The organism is Sphingopyxis sp. MWB1, from assembly GCF_000763945.1.
GTDB lineage: Bacteria > Pseudomonadota > Alphaproteobacteria > Sphingomonadales > Sphingomonadaceae > Sphingopyxis.
This window is the reverse complement of the sequence record NZ_JQFJ01000002.1, coordinates 84,090-109,690: the sequence shown is the minus strand read 5'-3', so window position 1 is coordinate 109,690 and position 25,601 is coordinate 84,090. Positions and strand designations below refer to the sequence as shown.

Below are 25,601 nucleotides of genomic sequence, written 5' to 3'. Positions count from 1 at the left end.
TTCACAGGCTCCGAGTAATTTTATTTCATAAACTATGTGCTGGAAGCGCGTCTACACGGCTATTGGGGAAGTTTCAACGCCACATTCTTGCACATATGCGCCAGATAGTCGGCAAAGCGGCGCTGTCCATCGGCATCGCTCACCTGATCCTGCCGCATTTCAATGCCGACATAGGGGATGCTATTCGCCTCGGCATGACGGTTCATCGTCGCGTTGAGCAGCTTGCCCGAATAGGGAAGCTGGTCGCCGACGATCAGCCCGCATTCTTCCAGCGCCGCAATCGCCCCCGCCACCAGCCGGCCATCCTCATTATAGAGCACCCCGGCCTGCCATGGGCGTTGCTGTTCGGGGTCGCTCGCGAGCGAGGGAGTGAAGCTGTGGAGCGAAAGGATCATCGCGGGCCGCGCGGCGGCAATCACCTGCTCGATATACGCATGATAGGGACGGAAGAAGCGCGCCAGCCGCGCCTCGCGACCCGCTTGATCGAGGGCATTGCCGGGGATGGCATGGCCATCGCTGACCGTGGGGATAAGCCCCGGCGCCTCTTCCTCACGGTTGCAATCGACGACGAGCCGCGACACGCCGCCCAAAATGGCGGCATCGACCGCGCCGCCTTCGATCAGCAGCGCGGCGACTTCGGCGACGCCAAGGTCGATGGCGATATGTTCGGCAAGCAAGGCGGGGTCGATCCCCAATTCAATGTCATCGGGGACATGGGCCGAAGCATGATCGCCGATCAGCAAAATTCCCCCGGCGCGCGGCGTTCCAATCTGCCGCCATGCTTCGCTCATCGTAACACTCCTTTCATCTGCCACCAGTCGGGGCGTAATTCTGCCAAGGTCGCCGCCGCCGCATCGCGCTGGGCTGGCGCATCGAACAGTGCGAAACAAGTCGCGCCCGATCCTGACATCCGCGCGAGCCATGGCCCCAGCGCGCCCAATTCGAGCAGCACATCGGCGATGGCGGGACATTCGGCGGTCGCGGGCCGCTGCAGATCATTGCGCGCGCCGATCAGTTCGGCGCGCAAGTCGCTGCCGATATAAAGCGGCCCGCGGTCGATCCCGTCCCACGCGGCAAAAACCGGGCCGGTCGCCACGCGCTGACGCGGATTGACGAGCAATATCGGCATGCCCCCAACCCCCGCACCGGGCAGGGGCGCGAGCGTCGCGCCCGTTCCGCGGCCAAGGCAGCTGCGGCTCGCGACGCAGGCGGCGATGTCGGCCCCCAGCGTCCCGACGAGCGTGGCGAACGCGCTTTCGGATGTGTCGGGCAGGAAATGCGCGCGCACCAATCGCGCGAGCGCCGCGGCATCGGCCGATCCGCCGCCAATTCCGGCCGCGACCGGCAGATTCTTCTCCAGCCGCAGCGCCAGAGGCGGCACGCGCGCTTCGCCGAAATGCTGGCGCAGCAGGCGCAGCGCGCGCAGCACCAGATTATCGTCGCCGGTTTCCAGCCCCTCGGCAAAAGGGCCCTCGACCGTCAGCGCGTCGGAATCCGCCACGCGCGCGGTGAGGGTGTCGCCGCTATCAACAAAGGCGAACAGCGTTTCAATCTCATGATAGCCATCGGCGCGGCGCGCGCGGACATGCAGCGCCAGATTGACCTTTGCCCATGCAGTAGCGTGCATCTCGCCCTCCGCCGTATTTACGAGGTGGAGATCGGTCATGGCGCCACGGTGGCCGGGGTCAGCCCGTCGCGCAATTTGCTTTCCAAACGGGCGGTCATCCGCTCATCATCGGCGACCAGCGCGGCGGCCTGCCAGCTGTAACGCGCCTGAAAACGGCGACCCACGCGCCAATAAGCATCGCCCAGATGTTCAATAATCACGCCATTATCGGGTTCGCCCTGCTGCGCCTTTTCCAGCAGCGCCACCGCCTCCTCCTCGCGTCCGGTCAAGAAATAGGCCCAGCCCAGCGAATCGGTGATGCTGGCATTGTCAGGTTCCAGCTGCCACGCCGCCTCGATCCGGGCCAGCGCCTGTTCCACATTCTTGCGTCGTTCCAGCGCCGAATAGCCAACATAGTTGAGGATGGTCGCATCGCCGGGACGCAGCACCAGCGCCTGTTCCATCAGCGGCTCTGCCCCCGCCCAGTCATCGACGCGCAATTTAAGATCGGCGCGGGCGATCAGCAGCATTGCACGGAGCGCCGCATCCCCAGCCCCCTCGCCCAGCACGGCGTCGAGCCGCTGATAGGCGCGAGCGGCCACGGCGGGATCTTCACCGCGCCGCGCCAGGTCGGCAAAGCGCAGCAACAGGCTGCGCGGCGTATCCGCGGGGGCAACCACCGCTTCGGCGATCCGTACGGCCTCTGCCACCCTGCCCCCATCGGCCATTAATTCGGCGCGGCGCATTTGCAGCACGGGGGGTAGGCCGCCCTTTTGCTCGTTCAGAAAGGCGACGGCGGCTTCGCTGCGCTCGGCCCGCGCCAGCGCTTCGACCAGTGCCGCGCGCACCGCCCAATCCTCTTCATCCAGCCAGACGGCCGCGCGGGTAAATAATATCGGCAGTCCGCCCCCGCCATTGGGGGTGTGGGCAAAAAGCTCGCCGATCATCGCCAGCCAATGCGCGCTGCCCCGGCGCGGATTGTCGATAACCTGATCGGGCAGCATCCCCATGGTGTCATCCTGCCCTGCTGCCTCTGCTATCCGCTGGCGCAGCCGGTCCGCTGCCTCGCCTTCCCCTCTGTCGGCCAGCGTCGCGGCAAGCCGTGCGGCGATGAGACGGCTCATCCGGTCATCCAGTGCCACCTTGTCCGCAATAGGAACCGCAGCTTTCGGTCGCTTTGTGGCAAGGCGGATCAGCGCGGTTTCGATCTGCAATTCAGGCCGCGTAGTGGCGGGACCGGTCGTATCGCGCAGCGCGCTTTCGGGTTGCGGTCGCCGTGCGCCCACCCCGATCCAGCCGGTGAGCACAGGGTTGATCAACTGCGCCATCGCTTCACTGCCGGGCGCGCCGCCCCGATGATCGACATAGGCCTGCGCCGCCTTCCAGTCGGACCGGCGCATGGCATCGACGATCAGCACCAGCTGCACATCGAAACGCGCTTCACCGCGAAGCCACAGTCGCTCGGCCGAGGCCTTTGCCATTTTCAGGTCGCCCGCGTTGATCGCCTGTTCCAGCAATCGCCCGTCGATCCCCGGCAAGCCCGGCGCTGCTTTTTCCAGCGTGGAAAGCGCCGAAAGGGCCGCCGCCGGGCGTCCCTCTTCTTCGGCCAGCCGCGCTTTCACCAGCGCGTGAAGGGCGGCCTGATTATTTTCCGCGGCTTGCGCCGCGCCAGCAGCGGTCAGCGCCAGCGCGGCCAATGTCGTGACGGCAATCTTACATATTGGGGTAATTGGGGCCTCCGCCGCCTTCGGGGGTGACCCAGTTGATATTCTGGGTCGGGTCCTTGATATCGCAGGTTTTGCAATGGACGCAATTCTGCGCATTGATCACCAATTTGGGATCGCCCTCTTCTTCGCCAACGATTTCATAAACGCCGGCCGGGCAATAGCGCTGCGCGGGTTCGTCATAGAGCGGCAGATTATATTCGACCGGGATCGACGGGTCTTTCAGCTGCAAGTGACAGGGCTGGTCTTCCTCATGATTGGTGTTCGACAGGAACACCGAGGATAGCCGGTCAAAGGTCAGCACGCCGTCGGGCTTCGGATAATCGGGCTTGGGCATCATATCGGCGCGATACAACGTCGTATTGTCCGGGTGATGCTTCATCGTGAAGGGCACGCGAATACCCAGATTTTCCAGCCACATCGTCATGCCCGCAAAGATGGTGCCCGCCAGATCGCCATATTTTTCAACGAGCGGCAGCACGTTGCGAACGACGCTCAGCTCCTTCTTGACCCAGCTATCGTCATAGGCGGCCTGATAGGCGTCGAGCGTGTCGCCGCTCCGCCCGCCCGTCACCGCCGCAAAGGCGGCCTCGGCGGCCATCATGCCCGATTTCATCGCGGTGTGCGTGCCCTTGATGCGCGGGACGTTCAGGAAACCGGCGCTGTCGCCGATCAGCGCGCCGCCCGGAAAAGCGAGCTTGGGCACCGACTGATAACCACCATCGCTGATCGCGCGCGCGCCATAGGAGACGCGCTTGCCGCCCTTCAGGATTTTCGCAATCTCCGGATGCGTCTTCCACTTCTGCATTTCCTGAAAAGGCGAAGTGTGCGGATTGCGATAGTTGAGCCAGGTCACAAAACCCAGCGCCACCTGGCCATTGGCCTGATGATAGAGGAAACCGCCGCCGTTCGAATTTTCATCGAGCGGCCAGCCCTGCGTATGGATGACGCGGCCCGGCGCATGAAGTTCAGGGTCGATATCCCACAATTCCTTGACACCAAGACCATAAACCTGCGGCTCGCAATCGGCATCAAGGCCGAATTGGGGCTTGAGCTGCTTAGTCAGATGGCCGCGCACCCCTTCGCCAAAGAAAGTATATTTCGCATGGAGTTCGAGCCCCGGCGCATAGTCGGCCTTGTGGCTGCCGTCGCGTGCGACACCCATGTCGCCCGTTGCGACGCCCTTGACCGACCCATCTTCGTTATAAAGGACTTCCGCCGCGGGAAATCCGGGAAAAATCTCGACCCCTAGCCCTTCGGCCTGTTCGGCGAGCCAGCGGCACAAATTGCCGAGGCTGCCCGTATAAGTGCCCTTGTTGTGCATGAAACCGGGCGAGATAAATTCGGGTAGGCTGAATTTCTTTTTCTTCGTCAGAACCCAATGCTGATTATCGTTCACCGGCACTTCGGCGAGCGGGCAGCCAGACTCGCGCCATTCGGGAAGCAGTTCGTCAAGCGACTTGGGGTCGATCACGGCTCCTGAAAGAATATGCGCGCCGACCTCGGACCCTTTTTCAAGGATACAGACCGACAATTCGCTGCCCGCTTCATTCGCCAGCTGCTTGAGGCGGATCGCCGCCGAAAGCCCCGCCGGACCCGCGCCGACGATGACCACGTCATAGGGCATCGATTCCCGTTCGCTCACGTCAAACACCTTTCTGCCGTCCCTGTGCCTCGCGTTCGTCGCGCCCGGCACTCCTTCTGTCAGATATTGCGATGACAGCCAATTGACGTGGCCGTCAACCGCCTGTTTGAACATTTTCATGGGCGGACAAAGTTCAGCACGGCTTGCACAAAGCCTTTGCGACTGGTGGTCGCTGGCGGGCGTCGAGGCGCTGGTCGGCGAAACGCCGGCAGGCTGGCTGACGCCGCCGCCCGCCAATGACGCTGCGGCAAGCAGGAAAAAGCCGGTCATCGAAGAAGAGGTTGCGCCGCCCCCGCTTCCCGCCGCGCTGCAACCCCGCGAAGCGCCCGAAGCAAAGGCGCCCAAGGCCCCCGTCATTTTTCCGGACGATTGGACCGAATTTCAGCAATGGCTCGCCAAGGACCCTGATGTACCGGGCGCGCAATGGGATGCGCGCCGCGTGCTGCCTGTTGGCGAATCCGGCGCGCCGCTGATGCTGCTCACCGCCTGGCCTGAACTCGATGACCAGCGCGACGGACAGCTTTTTGCGGGCAAGGCGGGGGCACTGCTCGACGCGATGCTGGCCGCCATCGGCCAGACGCGCGGCGAATGCTATATCGCCAGCCTTGCGGTGACCCGCCCGCCGGGCGGACGCTGCTCCGCCGCCGAGCGGTCGGAACTGCAACGGCTGCTCGCCCACCATCTCTCGCTGGCCAAGCCGCAGCGCCTGCTGCTCATCGGCGGCGACATCACGCGCATGGCCGCCGACGCCCCGTTGGCCGAGGCGCGCGGCAAATTACTCGATATTAACCAATATGGCGGCAGCATGGCCTGTGTGGCGGTCGCGCATCCCGCGATGCTGCTTGCCCGGCCCGCGCACAAGGCAGCGGCCTGGGACAGCCTGAAACTGTTCAACCGGGAACGTTAGTTCATGCCCAAAATCTCCCCCCGTCTCGCCAAGCTTGGCCTTTTGACTGCTCTCGCCATAGCCTCGCCTGCCTTTGCCGCCGATGCACGCGACCGCGATCTGGTGACCAGCGCGCAAAGTGTGCCGACGATCCTGTCGTCAAAGGAGCGGCAGCTTTACCGCGATACGCTCGCCGCCATTCGCGGGCAGCGCTGGGACGAGGCGCGCGCGCTGCTGGATCAGGATCGCGACGGGCTGCTCAATGATTTTCTGCGCGCCGAACTCTGGCTCGACGCCAAAAGTCCCCGCGCGGAGATCAGCGACCTGCTGCCGATCCTCTCGCGCTCACCCTATCTGCCGCAGGCGGCGCAGCTTTCGCGCCTTGCTGCGCGGCGCGGCGCGGTGGACCTGCCTGCACTGCCGCCCGAAACCCGGCTCGCCTGGGCGGGCAGCGCCCCACGCCGCCTGAATGCCGACGGCGTCAGCGATCCCTTCGCGGCTGGGCTTGCCACCTCCATCCCCGACCGCATCAAGAATGACGATCCGGCGGGGGCCGAGACGCTACTCAATGCCGTGATCGACAAGCTCAGCCCGGAGGCGCGCGCGGAATGGACGCAGAAAGTCGCCTGGTCCTATTATATTGAAAATGACGACCATAATGCGCTGCGCCTTGCCAGCGACAGCGTGCAGAATGGCGGCCCCTGGGCCGCGCAAGGCGCCTGGGTGCAGGGGCTCGCCGCCTGGCGGCTTGCCGATTATCGCACCGCGCTCACCGCCTTTGACCGGGTGGCGCGCTCCGGGGCCGACAGCGAAATTCGCGCCGCGGGCCATTATTGGGCCGCCCGCGCCGCCATCGCCGTCGGACAGCCCGCGCTGGTGCAGCCGCGCCTGCGCGCCGCCGCTGCCAATGAGGAAACCTTTTACGGCCTACTCGCCACCGAAGTACTGGCGGTCGAGGTCAAGGAACAGCGTGAAAATCTGCGCGCCGACCGCAGCGCATGGCGCGCGCTCCAGAAAAACCCCAATGTCCGCATGGCCATCGCGCTCGCCGAACTGGGCGAAGAAGGCTATGCCGATGAGGCGCTGCGCCATCAGGCGCGGATCGGCAATGCTGACGATCATGCCGAACTGATCGCCCTCGCGCAGGCGCTCAGCCTGCCCGAAACCCAGCTTTATCTGGCGCACAACACGCCGCACGGGCGCCAGCTTGCCGCAGCCAACCGCTATCCGCAGCCCAAATGGGAGCCGGTCGGCGGGTGGAAGGTCGATCCCGCGCTGGTTTTTGCCCATACGCTGCAGGAATCGCGCTTCCGGCGGCAGGTCGTCAGTTCGGCGGGCGCCTATGGGTTGATGCAGGTGCGCCCCGGCACCGCGCGCGACATTGTTCGCTGGAATGACGGCGAAATCCGCGCCGCGCTCAGCGACCTCAAAACGCCCGAGGTCAATATGGAGCTGGGCCAGCGCTATCTTCAGCATCTCAGCAGCGATCCCGCCACCGGCGGCCTGCTGCCCAAGGTAATCGCCGCTTATAATGCCGGGCCCACTCCCGTCGCGCGCTGGCAGAGCGAAATCCGCGACAATGGCGACCCGCTGCTTTACATGGAATCCATCCCCTATTGGGAAACGCGGGGCTATGTCGGCATCGTGCTCCGCAACTACTGGATGTATGAAGCGCAGCAGGGCAAGCCGTCCGACAGCCGCGCCGCGCTGGCGCAGGGGCAATGGCCGCGCTTTCCCGACGACAAGGACCGCATCCGCCTGACCTATGTCGGCGGGGGCCATGCAAATTGATCGGCGCGGGAGCTGGTAACGGCACCCGCTGATATGGAGGCCCGCTGACATGGCCATCGACCCCGCCCTCCCCTTCAAGCCGGTCCGCATCGCGCTGCTCACCATTTCAGACAGCCGCAGCGCCGCCGAGGATCGTTCGGGTGACAGGCTGGAAGAGCTGCTCACCGGCGCGGGGCATATTCTCGCCGCGCGCGCCATTATTCGGGACGAAACCGACCTTATCGTCTCGCGCCTCCATAACTGGATCGACGACCCGCAAGTCGATGTGGTGATCACCACCGGCGGCACCGGCCTCACCGGCCGCGACGTCACGCCCGAGGCGCTCCACCGCCTGGACGGCAAGGAAATTCCAGGTTTCGGCGAATTGTTCCGCTGGCTCAGCTATCAGAAGATCGGCACGTCGACGATCCAGTCGCGCGCCTGCGGCATCGTCGCGCGCGGCACCTATATCTTCGCCCTCCCCGGCTCGACCGGCGCGGTTACCGACGCCTGGGAAGGCATTTTGGCAACGCAGCTCGACAGCCGCTATCGGCCGTGCAACTTCGTCGACCTGATGCCGCGGTTGATGGAATAATCCCCCTCATTTCGTCACCCCGGGCCTGATCCGGGGTCCAGGGAGGCCGACGCAATGGATGCCGGATCAAGTCCGGCATGACGAAGAAGAGCTTCTTTCCACCCTTAAGTGTTCTTGATTTGTTCCTGCCAACTCGCTACGCTATATGAGTGGAACAAGCCAAGCCCCTGCCCCCTGTCTCTGGTCGCGGCGCGCCGACCAATTTGCGCCCCACCCGCACCGGCTCGCTGGCGCATGAGGCCGATGGCGACTGGCTCGACGCGGCGGAAAGCATCGACGGCGCCCCGCCGCCGCTTCGCACCAGCGTCACGGCCGAGCGTCCCAAAAGCATCATCGCGCGCAATGTTTCGCCCGACATTGGTTTTGACCGGTCGATCAACCCCTATCGCGGCTGCGAACATGGCTGCATCTATTGTTTTGCGCGGCCCACCCATGCCTATCACGACCTGTCGCCGGGGCTTGATTTTGAAAGCCGCCTGTTCGCCAAGCCCGATGCGGCGAAGCTGCTGCGCGCCGAACTGGCGAAGCGCAATTACCGCGTCGCCCCCATTGCCATCGGCACCAATACCGATGGCTATCAGCCGATCGAGCGCGAATGGGGCGTCACCCGCTCGGTGATCGAGGTGCTGGCCGAAACGCGCCATCCGCTGATCCTGACCACCAAGTCCGACCGGCTGCTGCGCGATATCGACCTGCTTGCGGACATGGCGCGCGACAATCTGGTCGGGGTTGCCATATCGGTAACGACGCTCGATCCCGCCATCGCCCGGACGCTGGAACCGCGCGCACCGCACCCGCGCCGCCGCCTCGCCGCGATCCGGGCGCTGATCGATGCAGGCGTGCCGACGCAGGTCAATATCGCGCCGATCATCCCCGCGATCACCGACCATGAGATTGAGGCGATATTGGCGGCAGCGGCAGAGGCGGGCGCGATCCGCGCCTCCTATATCCTGCTCCGCCTGCCGCACGAGGTCGCGCCGCTGTTCCGCGCCTGGCTCGACGCCCATTATCCGGACCGCGCCGACAAAGTGATGCATATGGTGCAGGATATTCGCGGCGGGCGCGACAATGATCCGGAGTTTTTCACCCGGATGAAGGGACGCGGCATCTGGGCCCAGCTCATCCGCACCCGCGTCAAGCGCGCGGCGCGCGAACATGGCCTCGACAAAAGCTTCCCGCCGCTACGCTGCGACCTTTTCCGCCCGCCCGAACGCGATGGGCAGATGGAGCTGTTTTGACTTTAACGAGGCCTTATGAATTCTTCGAAGGCAATCATCGCTGACCCACAAGAACGGCTACGATGGGCGGACTGCTGCTCCCATCTTGCAAGAGTTGTCGCCTGAGAATAACGACTAACCCCAGTTCTGATCCTTGCGGCCCGTACAGGTGGCCAGCAAACTCCCCCGTAAAAATATACCGTGAGGTGGCCCCGGATATACTGCCGCTAATCTCATTGGTATCGGGTTTGACCGTGCCGGAAAGCGTGATCTGTCCCTTTTCCTGCTCTGTGCCTGTTATCCATGACACTTGGGCAATGTCCAAGGTGCCAGTGATCCGGGCCATTCCCTGACTTATCTGAATATTGCCCGAATTGACCGCGAATGCCCCCCCTCCATCCGGTCCATATGGAGCAGAAGTGACGAGTTCGGGCTGATAACTGAAATTGCCAGATTTAGGGATGTCGCTGGCAAGCGTGGGCACACCCCATAAAAAATAGCGCGTCGTTACCAATAGGCCGGCGGACTGCCCCGGTTCCCGAGCCGCTGCACGGGTTTCTTGAGTTCCCAACGCGACAAATTTCATAAGCCTAAGCTTATAGAGAGATAGCTGGTCGCTCTCAGGGGTATTGGCCACCCTCCGCAGAAAATGGAGTGTTCCCTCATCTTTTCGATATAGGTCAGAAGGCCCGAAAGCAGAGGTCGTACCTTCGTGAGATATCGAAAACGTTTCGGAAGCGTGAGCATAAGCGAATTTCGACTGCTGAAAATTCCGCCCGAAAATATCTCCTCCTGAAGATTCCAAACTATAATAAGGCGGAGCATCGCTTGTGTAGCGCTCAACATGATATATCTTGGCCATCGGCGAGTTAAAGGAGCGGTCGCCGCTGAAATCAAACGCGGTCGCATAAGATGGGGAAGGTGGCGTTGGCGTAGGCGCAGGTGTTGGGGCTGGCGTGGGTGGTACCGTCACCGTATTTCCGCCAGACGGGCTTCCACCACCGCCGCAACTCGACACCGTCAGTGCGACTGATCCGAATAAAAGGCTTTTCTTCAGAAGAGTAAATTTCATACGCCCCCCAGATCGTCGATATTTCGCTATATAGAAATATCGGAAATGACAATCGACAAATAGGGAGCGTACTTAAATATTCCTTTTGCTTCTATTTAAGGGCAAGAGACAGTTTGAGATCCACTCCTTGAGATGCGCTCGCCCAAGAAGCGAGAGGGTCCGCACCCTTGCAACGGATCGGCAGCGGCCCCCGCTTTCGCGGGGGCGGCGATTTGCCTGTCTTGTGAGCCGCCTTTCTTGTGAAGCCGCCTTACGCCTCCGCCAGCGAGCGCAGCTTGTAATCCTTGTAATCCTCGCGGATCTGGCGTTTCAGTATCTTGCCCGTCGCGGTGTGGGGCAGTTCGGCGACAAACACCACTTCATCGGGCAGCCACCATTTGGCGACCTTGTCCTTCAGATAATCGACGATCGCCGCCTCGCTCGTCTCCACGCCCGGTTTTCTGACGATCAGCAATAGCGGGCGCTCGTCCCATTTAGGGTGATAGACGCCAACGGCGGCGGCTTCCTGCACCCCCGGCGCGCCGACCGCCGCATTTTCCAGCTCGATCGAGCTGATCCACTCGCCGCCCGACTTGATCACATCCTTGGCCCGGTCGGTAATCTGCATCACGCCATCGGGGTGCAGCACCGCGACATCGCCGGTATCGAACCAGCCATCGGCATCGGCGGCATCCTGTTCGCCCTTGAAATAGCGTTGGACGATCCACGGCCCGCGGCATTGCAGCCGTCCGCTGGTTTCGCCATCGCGCGGCAGTTCGCGCCCTTCGTCATCGACGATGCGAAGCTCGACGCCAAAGGGCGGGCAGCCCTGACGACAGACGATATCAACCTGCTCGTCAAAGCTCATTTCGTCCCAGTTCCACGGGCGCTTGCCCATGGTGCCGATGGGGCTGGTTTCGGTCATGCCCCAGGCATGGCTGACGGTAATCCCGGCTTTCATAAAGCGTTCGATCATCGCGCGCGGCGCCGCCGATCCGCCGATGATCACCCGTTGCAGCTTGCCATAGCCCGCACCGGTGGCATCCATATGCGCGAACATGCCGATCCAGACGGTGGGCACGCCCGCACTGTGAGTCACGCCTTCGTCTTCCATCAGCTTGCACAGCCCCTCGGCATCATTGGTCGCCGAAAAGACCAGCTTCGCGCCCACGGCGGCAGCGGCAAAGGGAACGCCCCAGCTGTTTGCATGGAACATGGGCACGATGGGCATGATCACGCTGCGATTGGAGAGGCCGATGACATCGGGCTGCACCTCGGTAATCGCGTGGATGACGTTGGAGCGATGCTCATAGAGCACCCCCTTCGGATTGCCCGTCGTCCCGCTGGTATAACAAAGCCCCACCGGATCGCGCTCGTCGAGGTCCACCCACTCGAAGCTTGCATCCTCGGCGTCGATCAGGTCGCGATAGGAGAGATATCCCTCCTGCGCGGGGGCATCGAACAGGATGAAATGCTCGACGCTCGGCAATTGATCGCGCAGCCGCTCGACAATCGGCAGGAAAGCGCCGTCGAGGAACAGCAGCCGATCCTCGGCATGGTTGATGATATAGACCAGCTGTTCATCGAACAGCCGGGGGTTCACCGTGTGGAGCACGCCCCCCATGCCCGCGCTGCCATACCAGCTCACCAGATGATGAGCGTGGTTCATCGCCAGCGTCGCGATACGGTCGCCCTTCTTCATCCCCAGCTTGACGAGCGCGGCGGCAAAGCGGCGCGCATCGCGGCCCACCGCGCCCCAGGTCGTGCGCGTCTGGCTGCCATCGGCCCAGCGCGAAACAATTTCGCGATCCTTATGCTCGCGCCCCGCGTGGTCGATCAGGCTGGTAACGAGCAGCGGCTGGCTCTGCATTCCGAACATCGGTCATCCTCTCCTTTTTCATTACCCTAGGGATAAGGCGAGGATGAGCGTTGACGCAAGTGTAACCGGGGGGCAGCCGCTTAACGGACGCGAAAATCGCGGGGGGTGTAGAGCGACAGCCGCGTATCCGACAGGCCCGCCACCACTTCCAGCCGCGAAACCAGGTCGGGGCCCAAGACAAAATTGCGGCCCAGCATCACGTGAATGTCCCGCCCGGTTTCCGGGTCAAAGGTGGCGAGGATGATCCTCCCGCGCGCATCGCCCCGCCATTCGGCCAGCGCCGCCAGTTCCGTCACGGCTTCGGGTGTTTCGGCGCGGCAATGGAGCTCCAGTGCCGCGCTTGCCGCCATATCGGCAAGCGACTGCGCGCCGCGTACCGTCACGCGCGGGGTTTCTTCGCCCTCCATCAAGTCCAGTTCGACATTGAGCAGCGCGCAGCCGCCATTACCCGCCAGCGCCTCCAGCACCTTGCCCGCGCCTTCGTCAAAGCAGCTCGACTGAAACTGGCCGCTGCGGTCCGAAAGGCTAAGGTTGAGGAAACGGTTGCCGCGCTGCGATACCCGCGCGCGCGCGCTTTCGACCATCGCCGCCATCACCATCGGCACCCGCGTTCCCGGCGTCATGTCTACATTGGCGCAAATATCGCCATAGGTGCGCGCGCCGCGCGCCGCCAATATTGCCTCATATTGTTCGACCGGATGCGCCGAGAAATAAAAGCCGAACGCCTCTTTCTCGCGCGTCATCCGTTCGGCGAGCGTCCAGGGTTCGGCGGTCGGCAGTTGCAGCACCGGCGCCAGATCGACATCGCCGCCGAAAAGCCCGCCTTGCCCGGTCGAGCGTTCCTGCGCCGAGCTGTTGGCACAGGCGAGCAGCGCCTCCGCCCCAGCATAAACGCGCGGCCGGTCGGGCTCGACACAATCGAACGCCCCCGCCCCCGCCAGCGCCTCAATCTGGCGGCGGTTGAGCATTTTGGGGTCGATGCGCCCCGCAAAATCATCGAGGCTTGCAAAGTCGCCCTTGGCCTGCCGTTCGGCGACCAGCGCCTCCATCGCCTTTTCGCCCACGCCTTTCAGCGCGCCGAGCGCATAGCGCACGACCAGTCCTTCCTCGGTCCGTCCGACCGAGAAATCGGCCTCGCTCTCGTTCACCGACGGCGGTGCGACCGCGATGTCGAGCCGCCGCATGTCGTCAATGAAGACCGACAGCTTGTCGGTCTGGTGGCTATCGAACGACATCGACGCGGCGAAAAATTCGTGCGGATAATGCGCCTTCAGCCACGCCGTCTGATAGGAGAGCAGCGCATAGGCCGCCGCATGGCTCTTGTTGAAGCCATAGCCCGCGAATTTGTCGATCAAGTCGAACAGTTCGTTCGCGGTCTTGGCGTCGATCTGGTTATGCTCGGCGCAGCCCGCGACAAAGGTTTCGCGCTGCGCGTCCATTTCGGCCTGGATCTTTTTGCCCATCGCGCGGCGCAGCAGGTCGGCGCCGCCGAGGCTGTAGCCCGCCAATATCTGCGCGGCCTGCATCACCTGTTCCTGATAGACGAAGATGCCATAGGTTTCGGCGAGGATGCCTTCGAGCAGCGGGTGCGGATAGGCGATCGGCTCGCGCCCGTTCTTGCGCGCGCCGAACAGCGGAATATTATCCATCGGCCCCGGGCGATAGAGCGCGACGAGCGCAACGATGTCGCCGAAATTGGTCGGCTTTACCGCCGACAGCGTGCGCCGCATCCCTTCGGATTCCAGCTGGAACACCCCGACCGTGTCGCCGCGCTGGAGCAGTTCATACACGCCCGGATCATCCCAGCCGAGCGTGTCGAGATCGACGTCGATCCCGCGCAGCGCGAGCAGCCGCCGCGCCTCTTTCAGCACCGACAGCGTCTTGAGGCCAAGGAAGTCGAACTTCACCAGCCCCGCGGTCTCGACATATTTCATGTCGAACTGCGTCACCGGCATGTCCGACCGCGGGTCGCGATAGAGCGGGACAAGCTGGTCGAGCGGGCGGTCGCCGATCACCACGCCGGCGGCGTGGGTCGAGCTGTGCCGGGGCAACCCTTCCAACTGGCGCGCCATGTCGAACAGGCGGCGCACGCCGTCATCCTGCTTATATTCGGTCATCAGCTCCGAAACGCCGTTGAGCGCGCGTTCGAGCGTCCAGGGGTCGGTCGGGTGGTTGGGGACCAGCTTTGCCAGCCGGTCGACCTGGCCATAGCTCATCTGGAGCACGCGTCCCGTGTCCTTGAGCACCGCGCGCGCCTTCAGCTTACCGAAGGTGATGATCTGCGCGACCGTATCGCGCCCGTATTTCTCCTGCACATAACGGATCACTTCGCCGCGCCGCGTTTCGCAAAAGTCGATGTCAAAGTCGGGCATCGACACGCGCTCGGGGTTCAGAAAGCGTTCGAACAGTAAGCCCAGCTTGAGCGGATCGAGGTCGGTGATCGTCAGCGCCCAGGCGACAAGGCTCCCCGCCCCCGAACCGCGCCCCGGCCCCACCGGAATATCCTGCGCCTTCGCCCATTTGATGAAATCGGCGACGATCAGGAAGTAACCGGGAAAGCCCATTTGCGTGATGACATCGACCTCAAAGTCGAGCCGCTCAATATAGGCCTGCCGCTCCTCGTCCGACAGGTCGTCATAAAGCGCCAGCCGCGCCTCCAGCCCGGCGTAGGCATCGGCCTTCAATTGCGCCGCCTCGCCCTCACGGTCGCCTGCAAGGCTCGGCAAGATCGGTTTGCGCTTGGGCGCCATGAAGGCGCAGCGCTGCGCGACGACCAGCGTGTTGCGGATCGCCTCGGGCAGGTCCGAAAAAGCATCCTCCATCGCCTCGGCCGATTTCAACCAGGCTTCGGGGTTCGACACCCGGCGATCCTCGCTTTCGACATAGGCCGATTGCGCGATGCACAGCATGGCGTCATGCGCGGGGTGAAATTGCGGCTCGACAAATTGCGCGGGATTGGTCGCGACCAGCGGCAGCGCGCGCGCATAGGCCATGCCGATCAGCGCCTCTTCGGCCCTTTCCTCGACCTTGTCGCCGCGCCGCGACAATTCGATATAAAGCCGGTCGCCGAACAAGGCTTCCAGCCGCTCGACATAATCCTCCGCCGCCGCCTGTTGCTCATCGGCAAGCAGCCGGGCGAGTGCGCCTTCGCCGCCCCCGGTCAGGCAGATCAGCCCGTCGGTCCGCCCGGTCAGCGCCGACAGCTCGACATGCGGCTCCAGCTCGACCGGGCGCCCGAGATGCGCCGCCGACACCAGCGCGCATAAATTGTCATAGCCCACCGCATCCTGCGCATAGAGGGCGAGCCAGTCGATCAGCGGCGCACCATTGGCCAGCCGCTGCCCCGGCCGCGCGACGCTCAGCAGCGCGCCGACAATCGGCTGCACCCCCGCGCCCTTGCACGCATCGCCAAAGGCCATGACACCATAAAGCCCGTTCCGGTCGGCCACCGCCACCGCCGGAAAACCGCGCTCGCGCGCCGCTTTGGCAATATCCTTGGGGTCGATGGCCCCTTCGAGCATCGTGTAGCTGGAAAATAGACGCAAGGGGACAAAGGGGCTGTAGGCCATGCGGGCGACGCTAGGCATATGTGACGATTCGGGGAAGGGCCGATTGGGGAAAGCCGCGCCCCCTCGCGACCCCACCCCGTCATTGCGAGGAGCCCGGACTTGTCCGGGTGACAAAGCACCCCCCCCTATCGCCCGCGCAAGAAGCCCGCTGGAGATTGCTTCGCCCGGCTGCGCCGGCCTCACAATGACGGTTCAAAAATGTCCCGCCCTCAGGCGATATGCCCCTCATGCAGCCGCCATACCCGGTCCATCTTCGCCGCGAGCCGTTCGTTATGCGTAGCGACCAGCGCTGCCGATCCATGGTCGCGCACCAATTGCACAAATTGGTCGAACACCCGGTCGGCGGTGGCTTCGTCGAGATTGCCCGTCGGTTCATCGGCAAGCACCAGCAAGGGGCGGTTCGCCAGCGCGCGCGCGACCGCGACGCGTTGTTGCTCGCCGCCCGACAGCTTGCTGGGCTTGTGGTGCAGCCGTTCGCCCAGCCCCAGCCGCGCGAGCAGGTCGGCGGCGCGTTCTTCGGCGTCAGCCTGTTTTGCGCCGCGAATGAGCTGCGGCAGCACGACATTTTCCAGCGCCGAGAAATCGGGCAGCAGATGGTGGAATTGATAAACGAAGCCGATCTTCTCACGCCGTGTGCGCGTGCGGTCACCCTGGCTCAGCCGGGTGACATCCTCGCCGTCGATGCGGATCGTGCCTTCAAATCCGCCTTCGAGCAGACCCACCGCCTGCAGCATCGTTGACTTGCCTGACCCCGAGGGGCCCAGCAGCGCAACAATCTCTCCGCGATGCAGCGTGGCGTCGATTCCGCGCAGCACGTCGATCCGTACCCCCGCCTGTTCAAAGCTGCGGCGAAGATCGACCAGTTCCAGCGTGGCATCAATCATAGCGCAGCACCTGCACAGGGTCGGTATTGGCGGCTTTCAGCGCCGGATAAAGCGTCGCGAGGAAACTGAACACCACCGCCATAATCGCAATGCCGATGATCTCCGCCGGATCGGGCTTCGACGGCAATTCGGTCAGAAAGCGTATCGACGGGTCCCACAAGGGCTGGCCGGTGATGATCTCCGCCCCGCGCAGCACGCCCTGCCGGAAATAAAGCAGCGAGAAACCCACCGCCAGACCGACCAAAGTCCCGGCAACACCAATCGACAGGCCGATCGCCATGAAAATACGCAGCACCGCATCGCGCGGCGCGCCCATGGTGCGCAAAATCGCCATGTCACGCGTCTTGGCGCGCACCAGCATGATCAACGAAGAGATGATATTGAAGGAAGCCACCAATATGATCAGCGACAGGATGACGAACATCGCCACCCGCTCGATGGTCAGGGCTTCGAACAGGCTGCTGTTCATCGACCGCCAGTCGGACACCACCGCCTGCGCCGCCAATTTTTCCTGCAAGGGCGCCAATATCGTCCCCACCTTGTCAGGGTCGGTGGTCTTGACCTCGATCATCCCGACCTGATCGCCGGTCAGCAGCAATAATTGCGCGTCCTCCATCGGCATGACGACATAGGCCTTGTCGAAATCATAGACGCCAATCTCGAAAATCGCCGCGACGCGATAGCTGATCTGGCGCGGCACCGTACCAAAGGGGGTGGAGCGCCCGGCGGGATTGATGATCGTGATATCCGATCCGACCTGCGCGCCGATATTGCGGGCGAGTTCGCTGCCGATCGCAACATTGCTCGACCCCGGAGTCAGCGCGTTCAGATTGCCCTGCAAAACCTTCCCGTTCAGCACATCGTTGCGGCGAATGTCGGACACCAGCATCCCCCGCACCAGCACCGCCTCGACTCGCCCGTTAAAGGTGGTGAGCAGAGGCTGTTCAATCAGCGGGGTTGCGGAGACGACATTGGGTGTCGCCTTCGCCTGTTTCAGCACATCGCGCCAATCGTCGAGTCGCCCGCCATAGCCCTGAATCACCGCATGGCCGTTGAGTCCGACGATCTTGTCGAACAGATCGGCGCGCACCCCGTTCATCACGCTCATCACGATGACCAGCGCCGCCACGCCCAGCATCACCGCGATAAAGCTGAAGGCCGCAGCGACGAAGATAAAGCCTTCGCCCCGGTGCGGGAGCAGGTAGCGCTTGAAAATCGCACGCTCATAGGATCGCAAAATCATGGAAGAACCGGCCTTTGCCGCGCATCGCGCATCGGGATCATGCGGCTGCTTTACGAAGCGGCGGGGCGGCTGGCAATGGCCATCACGGGCTTTTGGAGCCGCAGCAACGCCTCCACAGCTGCGACTCATTCGCAAATATTGTTGCCATTAGGTCACAGCGCCGCGCAAAATCTTCGGCAATTGCGCGCGCACGGGTGACAAAGCCCCTTCAGCCTTTTAGCCCATCGCTTCTGGCACAAATGCGGCCCAAAGGCCCGGTTCCAGGGAGTGCAGATCCTTCGCCGGTCTGCACCAAAGGGGGATGGCGAGTGTTCGTCACAGGCGCCCGGGTTTTGCAAAGGCAAGGCCCGGGCGTTGTGATTCCGGCAGCACTTTAAAGGACCTGCGTCAGAAAGCCTTTATCAGGAAATAAATGCAGAGGACGGACCAAGTCGTCACAGTCGCGCCGTATAGAAGCGGGTATTTATCACGCTCGATCCATATTGGCGGGAACGGCATGGCCCCCTTGCTCAAACCCCAAAGCACCACGCAGCCTGAAAAAAGAGCGATCAGGAAGAGAAAAGGGTTTTGCATTGTCATCGACATGCCATCCCTCAGGCTAGCTGACATCCCCGAATAAATCGAGATCGAGCCAGCACATAGTGTCGGCACCCTACGGTTCGGCCAACCTCAGAAAAGCCGGCTCTGCTTCACCGCCGCCTCGATAAAGCCCTTGAACAGCGGATGCGGGTCAAAGGGCTTGGACTTGAGTTCGGGGTGGAATTGCACGCCGATGAACCAAGGGTGGTCGGGGCGCTCGACGATTTCGGGCAGGGTCCCGTCGGGCGACATGCCCGAAAAGACCAGCCCGCCCTTTTCCAATTTCTCGCGATAGGCGGCATTGACTTCATAGCGGTGGCGGTGCCGCTCGCTGATCGTCTCCGCGCCATAGACGCTTGCGACATGGCTGTTGGGCGACAGCTTGGCTTCATAGGCGCCAAGGCGCATCGTTCCGCCCAGATCGGTGTCGGCGCCCCGCTTTTGCAGGCCTTCGGCGCTCATCCATTCAGTGATAAGGCCGACAATCGGCTCGTCCGTCGGACCGAACTCGCTGCTCGATGCCTTTTCCAGCCCGCTCGTGTTTCGTGCGGCCTCGATGCAGGCCATTTGCATGCCAAGACAAATGCCGAAGAAAGGCACGCCGCGTTCGCGCGCAAAGCGCACGCTGGCGATCTTGCCCTCCGACCCGCGTTCGCCAAAGCCGCCCGGCACCAAAATGCCGTGCATCGGCTCCAGATTGGCGGCCAGATCCTCGTCGCGTTCAAACAATTCGGCGTCGAGCCAGCGGATATTGACCTTTACCCGGTGCGCCATGCCGCCATGGACCAGCGCTTCATTGAGCGACTTATAGGCGTCGGGAAGCTGGACATATTTGCCGACCACGCCAATCGTCACTTCGCCTTCGGGGTGAAGCTTGCGGTCCATGATGTCGTACCAGCGCGACAAATCGGGTTCGGGCGCATCCTTGATGCCAAAGGCGTGGAGCACTTCGCTGTCCAGCCCTTCGCCATGATATTGGACCGGCACCGAATAAATGCTGTCGGCGTCGAGCGCGGGGATGACCGCTTCCTTGCGGACGTTGCAGAATTGGGCGATCTTGGCCCGCTCGCTCTCCGGCAGCGGCTTTTCGCAGCGGCACAGCAAGATGTCGGGCTGCACGCCCAGCGAGGCGAGTTCGCGCACACTATGCTGGGTCGGCTTGGTCTTCAGTTCGCCTGCCGCAGCAATATAGGGGACGAGCGTGACATGCACCGAAATCGCCTGGTCGCGGCCGACTTCATTACGCAGCTGACGAATCGCCTCGATAAAGGGCAGCGATTCGATATCGCCGACCGTTCCGCCGATTTCGCACAGGACGAAATCCAGATCTTCGGTATCGGCGCGCGCGAAATCCTTGATCGCATCGGTGACGTGCGGGATCACCTGGACCGTTGCGCCCAGATAGTCGCCGCGCCGTTCCTTGGCGATGATATCCTGATAGATGCGGCCCGAGGTCACATTGTCGCTCTGCCGCGCGGCCACGCCGGTGAAGCGTTCATAATGACCCAGATCGAGGTCCGTTTCGGCGCCGTCATCGGTCACATAGACTTCGCCATGCTGATAGGGGGACATGGTGCCCGGATCGACGTTTAAATAAGGGTCGAATTTCCGGATCCGCACGCGATATCCGCGTGCCTGCAACAATGCCGCCAGGCTAGCCGCCATCAAACCTTTGCCAAGGGAGGAGACCACGCCGCCGGTGATAAAAATGAACCGCGCCATGGGAGGATAGACTTACTCAATAGGAGGGGGACGGCGCAAGCCGTCGAATCGCTTGCGGCGGAAAATATTTCCGCCGCTTGCGGGGTGAATGGGGCCGTGGGGCCTTTTACTTGGTGGGCGGCGCCTTGGGAGCGCCCGCAGCCGAGGCATCCTGTGCCGCCGCTGCCGCTGCCGCCGCAGCCAGCGGATCATCGCTCGCGATGGCGGGCTCCGCGGCAGCAGGCGCCGCTGCGGGATCCGTTTCTGCCGGACCAGTCAGGATCGACGGGGTTTCGCTGCCCCCGCTCTGCGGCTGCGCGCTTTTAGACAGCGAGGTGTCGATGGTCGAGCCGCTCTTCCCCGAAGCCGCCATGGCGGCGAGCAGGATCGACAGGCCGACGAACATACAGGCGAGCACCGTCGTCGCGCGGGTCATGAAATCGGCCGCGCCGCGCGCCGAAAGCAGGCCCGCGGGGCTTCCGCCGACGCCCAGGCCGCCGCCTTCCGACTTCTGCATCAGGATGACCGCGATCATCGCGGCGGCTACGAGCGCCTGAACGACAAGCAGAAAGGTGAAGAGACCAGACATCGAATTTTCCCGAACTTGCGCGCCCTCAATCGGGTCGCGCCCGCCGCGCACATAGAGGCGAAGCGTCGTCGCTTCAACCCGCGAGTGTCGCCGCCGCCGCGACAATCGGCAGGAATTTGGCCGCCGTCAGGCTGGCGCCGCCGACCAGCGCGCCGTCGACATCGCCCGCGCCCAGCAGTTCGGCGGCATTGTCGCCATTGACCGAACCGCCGTAAAGCAGGCGCAATTCATTGGCCCCCGCGCCAATCCGCTCGGTCAGCGCGGCGCGGATCGACCCGTGCATCGCCGCCACATCCTCCACCGTGGGTACCAGACCGGTGCCGATCGCCCAGATGGGCTCATAGGCGATAGCGAGCCGTGTGCGATCGAACTGATCGGGCAGCGATTCGCGCACCTGCGCCAGCACATGGTCAATCGCGCCGCCCGCCTCGCGCACTTCGCGCGGCTCACCCACGCACAGGATCACCGAGAGGCCCGCCGCCAGCGCGGCCTCGGCCTTGGCTTTCACCTCCGCATTGGTTTCGCCGCATCCGTCGCGGCGCTCGCTGTGCCCGACGATCACCAGCGTCGCCCCGGCATCGGCCAACATTGAGGCAGCTACCGACCCCGTAAAGGCGCCCGCATCGGCGCTATGGCAATCCTGCCCGCCCACGGCGGCATCGGGTGCGGCGGCATGCATCGCGCCGATCAGCGTGAAGGGCGGGCACAGCGCGACATCGACCGACGGATGAGCAGCCGCGCCTTCAAAAATGGCGCGCGCCTCGTCCAGCGCCGACGCCAGGCCGTTCATCTTCCAATTGCCGACCACATATTTGCGCCGCGCCATCCTCTGCTCCTGCTCGTTCCTTGTTGAAATCTGGCCCGGCCCCTAGCGGGAGAATCGCGGCGGTGGCAAGGGCTCCGCCCCCGCCCGTCCCTGCTGCCAGCATCGCCGCCCCGGCCAGCGCAGCCGCATTCCCGCCTTGATGCACCGCCCCCGCGCGCCTAAAGCAACGCTCGACCGCGCCTCGCCGCGCTTTGCCCGAGAGATTAGCCAGAATATGATCACTGCCATTCGCCGCCTTTTCAGCTCCACGCTCGGCAAATTTTTCGCCCTCGCCTTTGTCGTCCTTGTGGGCGTCGCCTTCGCGCTCAGCGATGTGACGGGCAATTCGACCTTTGGCGGCCTTGGCGGCGCCAATGTCGCGCGCGTCGGCGATACCGACATCGGCGTCGGCGAACTGCGCGAACGCGTCCGCCTTGCCTATGATCAGGCGCGGCAGGAACAGCCGACGCTGACCATGGCGGCCTTTGTCGAATCGGGCGGAGTCGATCAGGTGCTCGCGCAGCTCGTCGAAGGGGCGGCGTTCGAGCAATTTGCGGGCGAATTGGGTTTCGGGGTCAGCAAGCGGCTCATTGATGGTCAGATCGCCGACCTGCCGGTGTTCGCCGGGGTCTCGGGCAAGTTCGACCAGACGCGCTTTGAAAATTTCCTCCGCCAGAATGGCATCAACGAAGCTTCCTTTCGCCGCGATATTCGCCAACAGCTTCTGGCCGAACAGATTGTGATGCCCATCGGTTCGATGCCGCGCATTGCAGTCGCCATGGCCGAACCCTATGCCGCCCTCCTCCTCGAACAACGCCGGGGGCAGGCGACGTTCATTCCGGCCCGTCCGCTGGCGCCAAAAAAGGATCCGGGCGATGCGACGCTTCGCAAATATCTCGACCAGAATCGCGCCAAATTCACCATCCCCGAACGGCGCGTGCTGCAATATGCGGTTTTCGAACGCAGCGAAGTTCCCGTGCCGGCGGTGACCGATGCCGAGATCGCGAAATTCTACAAGGATAACGCCGCCCGCTATGAAGCGCGCGAAACACGCCGCTTTGCGCAAGTGATCGCGCCCGACCAGAAAACCGCTGACAGCATTGCGGCCAAGGTCCGGGGCGGAACCTCGCTCGCCGCTGCGGCGCAGTCAGCGGGTCTTTCGGCGGCCACCACCGATGAGCTGACCCGCTCCGCCTATGCCGCCACAAGCAGCGCCGATGCCGCCAAGGCCGCCTTTTCCGCAAAGCGCGGTGAGGTGCTCGGCCCGCTCCAGACCGGGCTCGGCTGGGTCGTGGCCCGGGTGGAGGATGTAAAGTCGGTGCCCGCGCGCAGCCAGGCGGATGCCGCTTCCGAAATCCGCACCGAACTCGCCAAGACAAAGGCGAATGAAACGATTGTCGATTATTATAACGCGCTGCAGGACGCAGTGAACGGCGGCGCCTCGCTCGAGGAAGTCGCGACCGATCGCAATCTCAAGCTGGTCGAAACGCCTGCCCTGCTGGCGAGCGGCCAAGCCCCTGACAAGCCCGGCTACGCCCTGCCCCCCGAACTGGCGCCGGTGCTCACCCAGGCTTTCCAGCTTTCGGGCGAAGGCGAAGGCCAGCTTGCCACCATTGAGGAAAATGAGAAATTTGCCGTCTTTGCGGTCAAGTCGATCATCGCTGCCGCACCCCCGCCCTTTGCCGAAATTCGCGCCGACCTTCTTGCTGACTGGCAGCTTGCCGAAGGGCAGAAACTCGCTCGCGACAAGGCGCGCACCCTCGTCAAGGCGGTCGAAGGCGGCAAGACGCTCGCTCAGACGGTGCGCGACATTGGCCCCGACAATATCGGCCGGGTCCAGCCCATTGGCGGACGCCGCGCCGATCTGGGCCGCGACGGCCAACCAGTCCCGCCCGAACTGTCGCTGCTCTTTTCCATGGCCGAAGGCAGTGTGAAGACGCTCGAAATCCCCGGCAATCAGGGCTGGATGGTCATCGCGCTGACCGAAGTGAAGCGCCCGGACCCCAAGGAAATCGACCGCGAGCGCGTGAAGGCTATCGCCGGCCCGCTCGCCCCGGCCGTTGGCAATGAATTGGTGGCGCAGTTGATCGCCGAGGCGAAGCGCCGCGTGGGCGTCAAGATCAACCAGTCGCTGGTCGGTCAGCTTCGCAGCGAACTCACCGGCACCAATTCGGTTGTCGAATAGCGCCGCGATGAGCCTCGAGGGGAAGGCCGCCGCGCTTGAGGCGCTGGCGCAGGGGCGCGGCGCGGTCGTGTGGCAGCGGCTGATCTCCGATGTCGAGACCCCGGTTTCGGCGGCGCTCAAGCTTATCGAGCCGGGGCGCGGCGACTGGGTGCTCGAATCGGTCGAAAGCGGGGAGACGCGCGGGCGCTACAGCCTGATCGGTCTCGACCCCGATCTGATGTTCGAAGTGCGCGGGGATGCCGCGCGCATCAACCGCGACTGGCGCGCTGACCGCGGCGCCTTTGCCGACCTTGCGCCCCCCGCGCTCGACGCGCTGCGCGCCCTCGTCGCCGAATGCCGTTTCGACGTGCCCGAAATTTTGCCCAAGGCGCTCGCAACGCTGGTCGGCTTTTTCGCCTATGAAACCATCGGGCTCGCCGAAAAACATATCCCGCGCGCGCCGGGCGAGGGACTGGGCCTGCCCGACATGGTGTTCGTGCGTCCGACCACAATCCTCGTCTTTGACCGGCTCGCCGACGAGCTTTTCCTGATCGCGCCCATCTGGCCCGACGCCGGTGGCGCCATCGACCGGATGATCGAGGCGGCACAGGAGCGCCTCGACAGCGTCGCTGCGCGCCTCGCGAGCGGCAGCGCACAGCCGCAGCGCCCCGTAACCAGCGCGCTGCCCGAAGATATTGTCCCGTCCCCGGCCACCCGTCCGGAGGATTATGCGGCGATGGTCGGCACGGCGAAGGAATATATTGCCGCAGGCGATATTTTTCAGGTCGTGCTGTCGCAGCGTTTCTCGGCGCCCTTCGACCTTCCGCCGTTCGATCTTTATCGCGCGCTGCGGCGGATCAACCCATCGCCCTTCCTCTATTTCCTCGACCTCCCCGGCTTTGCCCTCATCGGATCGTCGCCCGAAATATTGGTGCGCGTGCGCGACGGCGAAATCACCATCCGCCCGATTGCAGGCACCCGCCCGCGCGGGCGCACCAGCGCAGAGGACGCCGAAAACCGCGAATCGCTGCTCGCCGATCCCAAGGAACGCGCCGAACATCTGATGCTGCTCGACCTGGGCCGCAACGACGTCGGCCGCGCCGCGACCGGCGGCAGCGTGACCGTCACTGACAGCTATACGGTCGAATTTTACAGCCATGTGATGCACATCGTCTCGAACGTCATCGGCCGCATCGCGCCGGACAGGGACGCCATCGACGCGCTGTTCGCGGGCTTTCCGGCGGGCACGGTCAGCGGCGCGCCCAAGGTGCGCGCCTGTCAGATCATCGCCGAACTCGAAGCCGAGGCGCGCGGACCTTATGCCGGCGGCGTCGGCTATTTCGCGCCCGACGGCAATATGGACAGCTGCATCGTGCTGCGCACCGCCATCGTCAAGGATGGCGAAATGCATGTGCAGGCAGGCGCGGGCATCGTCGCTGACAGCAATGCCGCCTATGAACAGCGCGAATGCGAAGCCAAGGCCGGCGCCCTCTTCGCCGCCGCCCGCGAAGCGGTCCGGCTCGCTGGCGCACCGGGATACGGACAGTGATCAAGGCGCGTGCCCCTTTCCACGTCGCATCACAACGCAGTGCTGATGGAGAAAGGGGCCTGTCGGCCCGGATTTTCTTCTCCGCGTCTCCGCGTCTCCGCGCGAATAATCTTTCAAATCCTCTGCGCTCTCTGCGCGCCCATAT

18 protein-coding genes are annotated in these 25,601 nt (G+C 63.6%); 6 read left to right on the top strand and 12 right to left on the bottom strand.

Annotated features, from left to right (window positions below; all coding sequences use genetic code 11):
• Positions 1 to 59 precede the first annotated feature (59 nt).
• From JV18_RS0101330 to JV18_RS0101315, 4 genes are read right to left on the bottom strand one after another with little or no spacing between them, the layout of a single operon-like run.
• A complete protein-coding gene (locus JV18_RS0101330) occupies positions 60 to 791 on the bottom strand; it encodes an N-formylglutamate amidohydrolase (protein WP_033073109.1) in 732 nt (243 codons plus the stop codon).
• On the bottom strand, positions 788 to 1,666 hold the full coding sequence (locus JV18_RS0101325) for a 4-(cytidine 5'-diphospho)-2-C-methyl-D-erythritol kinase (protein WP_235302714.1): 879 nt from the start codon (positions 1,664 to 1,666) through the stop codon (positions 788 to 790). The genes JV18_RS0101330 and JV18_RS0101325 overlap by 4 nt, the downstream gene beginning before the upstream one ends.
• Positions 1,663 to 3,303, bottom strand: coding sequence for a tetratricopeptide repeat protein (locus JV18_RS0101320; RefSeq protein WP_235302712.1), 1,641 nt, complete (start codon positions 3,301 to 3,303; stop codon positions 1,663 to 1,665). The genes JV18_RS0101325 and JV18_RS0101320 overlap by 4 nt, the downstream gene beginning before the upstream one ends.
• 16 nt (positions 3,304 to 3,319) lie before the next feature.
• Positions 3,320 to 4,975: an electron transfer flavoprotein-ubiquinone oxidoreductase gene (locus JV18_RS0101315; protein WP_033074801.1), complete on the bottom strand. Its 1,656-nt coding sequence runs from the start codon at positions 4,973 to 4,975 to the stop codon at positions 3,320 to 3,322.
• 118 nt (positions 4,976 to 5,093) lie between these two features.
• On the opposite strand from JV18_RS0101315, the gene JV18_RS0101310 reads away from it, so the two are divergent.
• The 4 genes from JV18_RS0101310 to JV18_RS0101295 all read left to right on the top strand — a co-directional run bounded on the left by JV18_RS0101310 (position 5,094) and on the right by JV18_RS0101295 (position 9,464).
• The gene (locus tag JV18_RS0101310; RefSeq protein WP_033073108.1) at positions 5,094 to 5,882 is read left to right on the top strand and encodes a uracil-DNA glycosylase family protein; all 789 of its coding nucleotides are present in this window, start codon (positions 5,094 to 5,096) and stop codon (positions 5,880 to 5,882) included.
• Between the two features lie 3 nt (positions 5,883 to 5,885).
• Complete coding sequence (locus JV18_RS0101305) at positions 5,886 to 7,652, top strand: lytic transglycosylase domain-containing protein (RefSeq protein ID WP_033073107.1); 1,767 nt, start codon at positions 5,886 to 5,888, stop codon at positions 7,650 to 7,652.
• 49 nt (positions 7,653 to 7,701) lie between these two features.
• The gene (gene moaB, locus JV18_RS0101300; RefSeq protein ID WP_033073106.1) at positions 7,702 to 8,226 is read left to right on the top strand and encodes a molybdenum cofactor biosynthesis protein B; all 525 of its coding nucleotides are present in this window, start codon (positions 7,702 to 7,704) and stop codon (positions 8,224 to 8,226) included.
• Between the two features lie 149 nt (positions 8,227 to 8,375).
• Positions 8,376 to 9,464, top strand: a complete 1,089-nt coding sequence (locus JV18_RS0101295; protein ID WP_200879061.1) for a PA0069 family radical SAM protein — start codon at positions 8,376 to 8,378, stop codon at positions 9,462 to 9,464.
• 34 nt (positions 9,465 to 9,498) lie between these two features.
• On the opposite strand, the gene JV18_RS15120 is transcribed toward JV18_RS0101295, so the two are convergent.
• The 8 genes from JV18_RS15120 to tpiA form a co-directional block, all read right to left on the bottom strand.
• Positions 9,499 to 10,515, bottom strand: coding sequence for a transferrin-binding protein-like solute binding protein (locus JV18_RS15120; protein WP_144243837.1), 1,017 nt, complete (start codon positions 10,513 to 10,515; stop codon positions 9,499 to 9,501).
• Positions 10,516 to 10,765: 250 nt separating this feature from the next.
• Positions 10,766 to 12,364, bottom strand: coding sequence for a long-chain fatty acid--CoA ligase (locus JV18_RS0101285; RefSeq protein WP_144243933.1), 1,599 nt, complete (start codon positions 12,362 to 12,364; stop codon positions 10,766 to 10,768).
• Positions 12,365 to 12,453: 89 nt separating this feature from the next.
• Entirely contained in the window at positions 12,454 to 15,942 is a 3,489-nt protein-coding gene (dnaE, locus tag JV18_RS0101280) for a DNA polymerase III subunit alpha (RefSeq protein WP_033073103.1), read from the bottom strand.
• A gap of 209 nt (positions 15,943 to 16,151) precedes the next feature.
• Positions 16,152 to 16,826, bottom strand: a complete 675-nt coding sequence (locus JV18_RS0101275; RefSeq protein WP_033073102.1) for an ABC transporter ATP-binding protein — start codon at positions 16,824 to 16,826, stop codon at positions 16,152 to 16,154.
• Positions 16,819 to 18,069 carry a lipoprotein-releasing ABC transporter permease subunit gene (locus JV18_RS0101270; RefSeq protein WP_033073101.1) on the bottom strand — a complete coding sequence of 417 codons (1,251 nt, stop codon included), beginning with the start codon at positions 18,067 to 18,069 and terminating at the stop codon, positions 16,819 to 16,821. Before JV18_RS0101270 ends, JV18_RS0101275 begins: the two co-directional genes overlap by 8 nt.
• 669 nt (positions 18,070 to 18,738) lie before the next feature.
• Positions 18,739 to 20,370 carry a CTP synthase gene (locus tag JV18_RS0101260; protein ID WP_033073099.1) on the bottom strand — a complete coding sequence of 544 codons (1,632 nt, stop codon included), beginning with the start codon at positions 20,368 to 20,370 and terminating at the stop codon, positions 18,739 to 18,741.
• Between the two features lie 106 nt (positions 20,371 to 20,476).
• Positions 20,477 to 20,938, bottom strand: a complete 462-nt coding sequence (gene secG, locus JV18_RS0101255; RefSeq protein WP_033074799.1) for a preprotein translocase subunit SecG — start codon at positions 20,936 to 20,938, stop codon at positions 20,477 to 20,479.
• A 73-nt stretch (positions 20,939 to 21,011) separates the two neighbouring features.
• Positions 21,012 to 21,764, bottom strand: a complete 753-nt coding sequence (gene tpiA / locus JV18_RS0101250) for a triose-phosphate isomerase (protein ID WP_033073098.1) — start codon at positions 21,762 to 21,764, stop codon at positions 21,012 to 21,014.
• Positions 21,765 to 21,978: 214 nt separating this feature from the next.
• On the opposite strand from tpiA, the gene JV18_RS0101245 reads away from it, so the two are divergent.
• Positions 21,979 to 23,928: a peptidylprolyl isomerase gene (locus tag JV18_RS0101245; protein WP_235302710.1), complete on the top strand. Its 1,950-nt coding sequence runs from the start codon at positions 21,979 to 21,981 to the stop codon at positions 23,926 to 23,928.
• Between the two features lie 7 nt (positions 23,929 to 23,935).
• Positions 23,936 to 25,456 carry an anthranilate synthase component I family protein gene (locus tag JV18_RS0101240; protein ID WP_033073096.1) on the top strand — a complete coding sequence of 507 codons (1,521 nt, stop codon included), beginning with the start codon at positions 23,936 to 23,938 and terminating at the stop codon, positions 25,454 to 25,456.
• Positions 25,457 to 25,601: the final 145 nt, after the last annotated feature.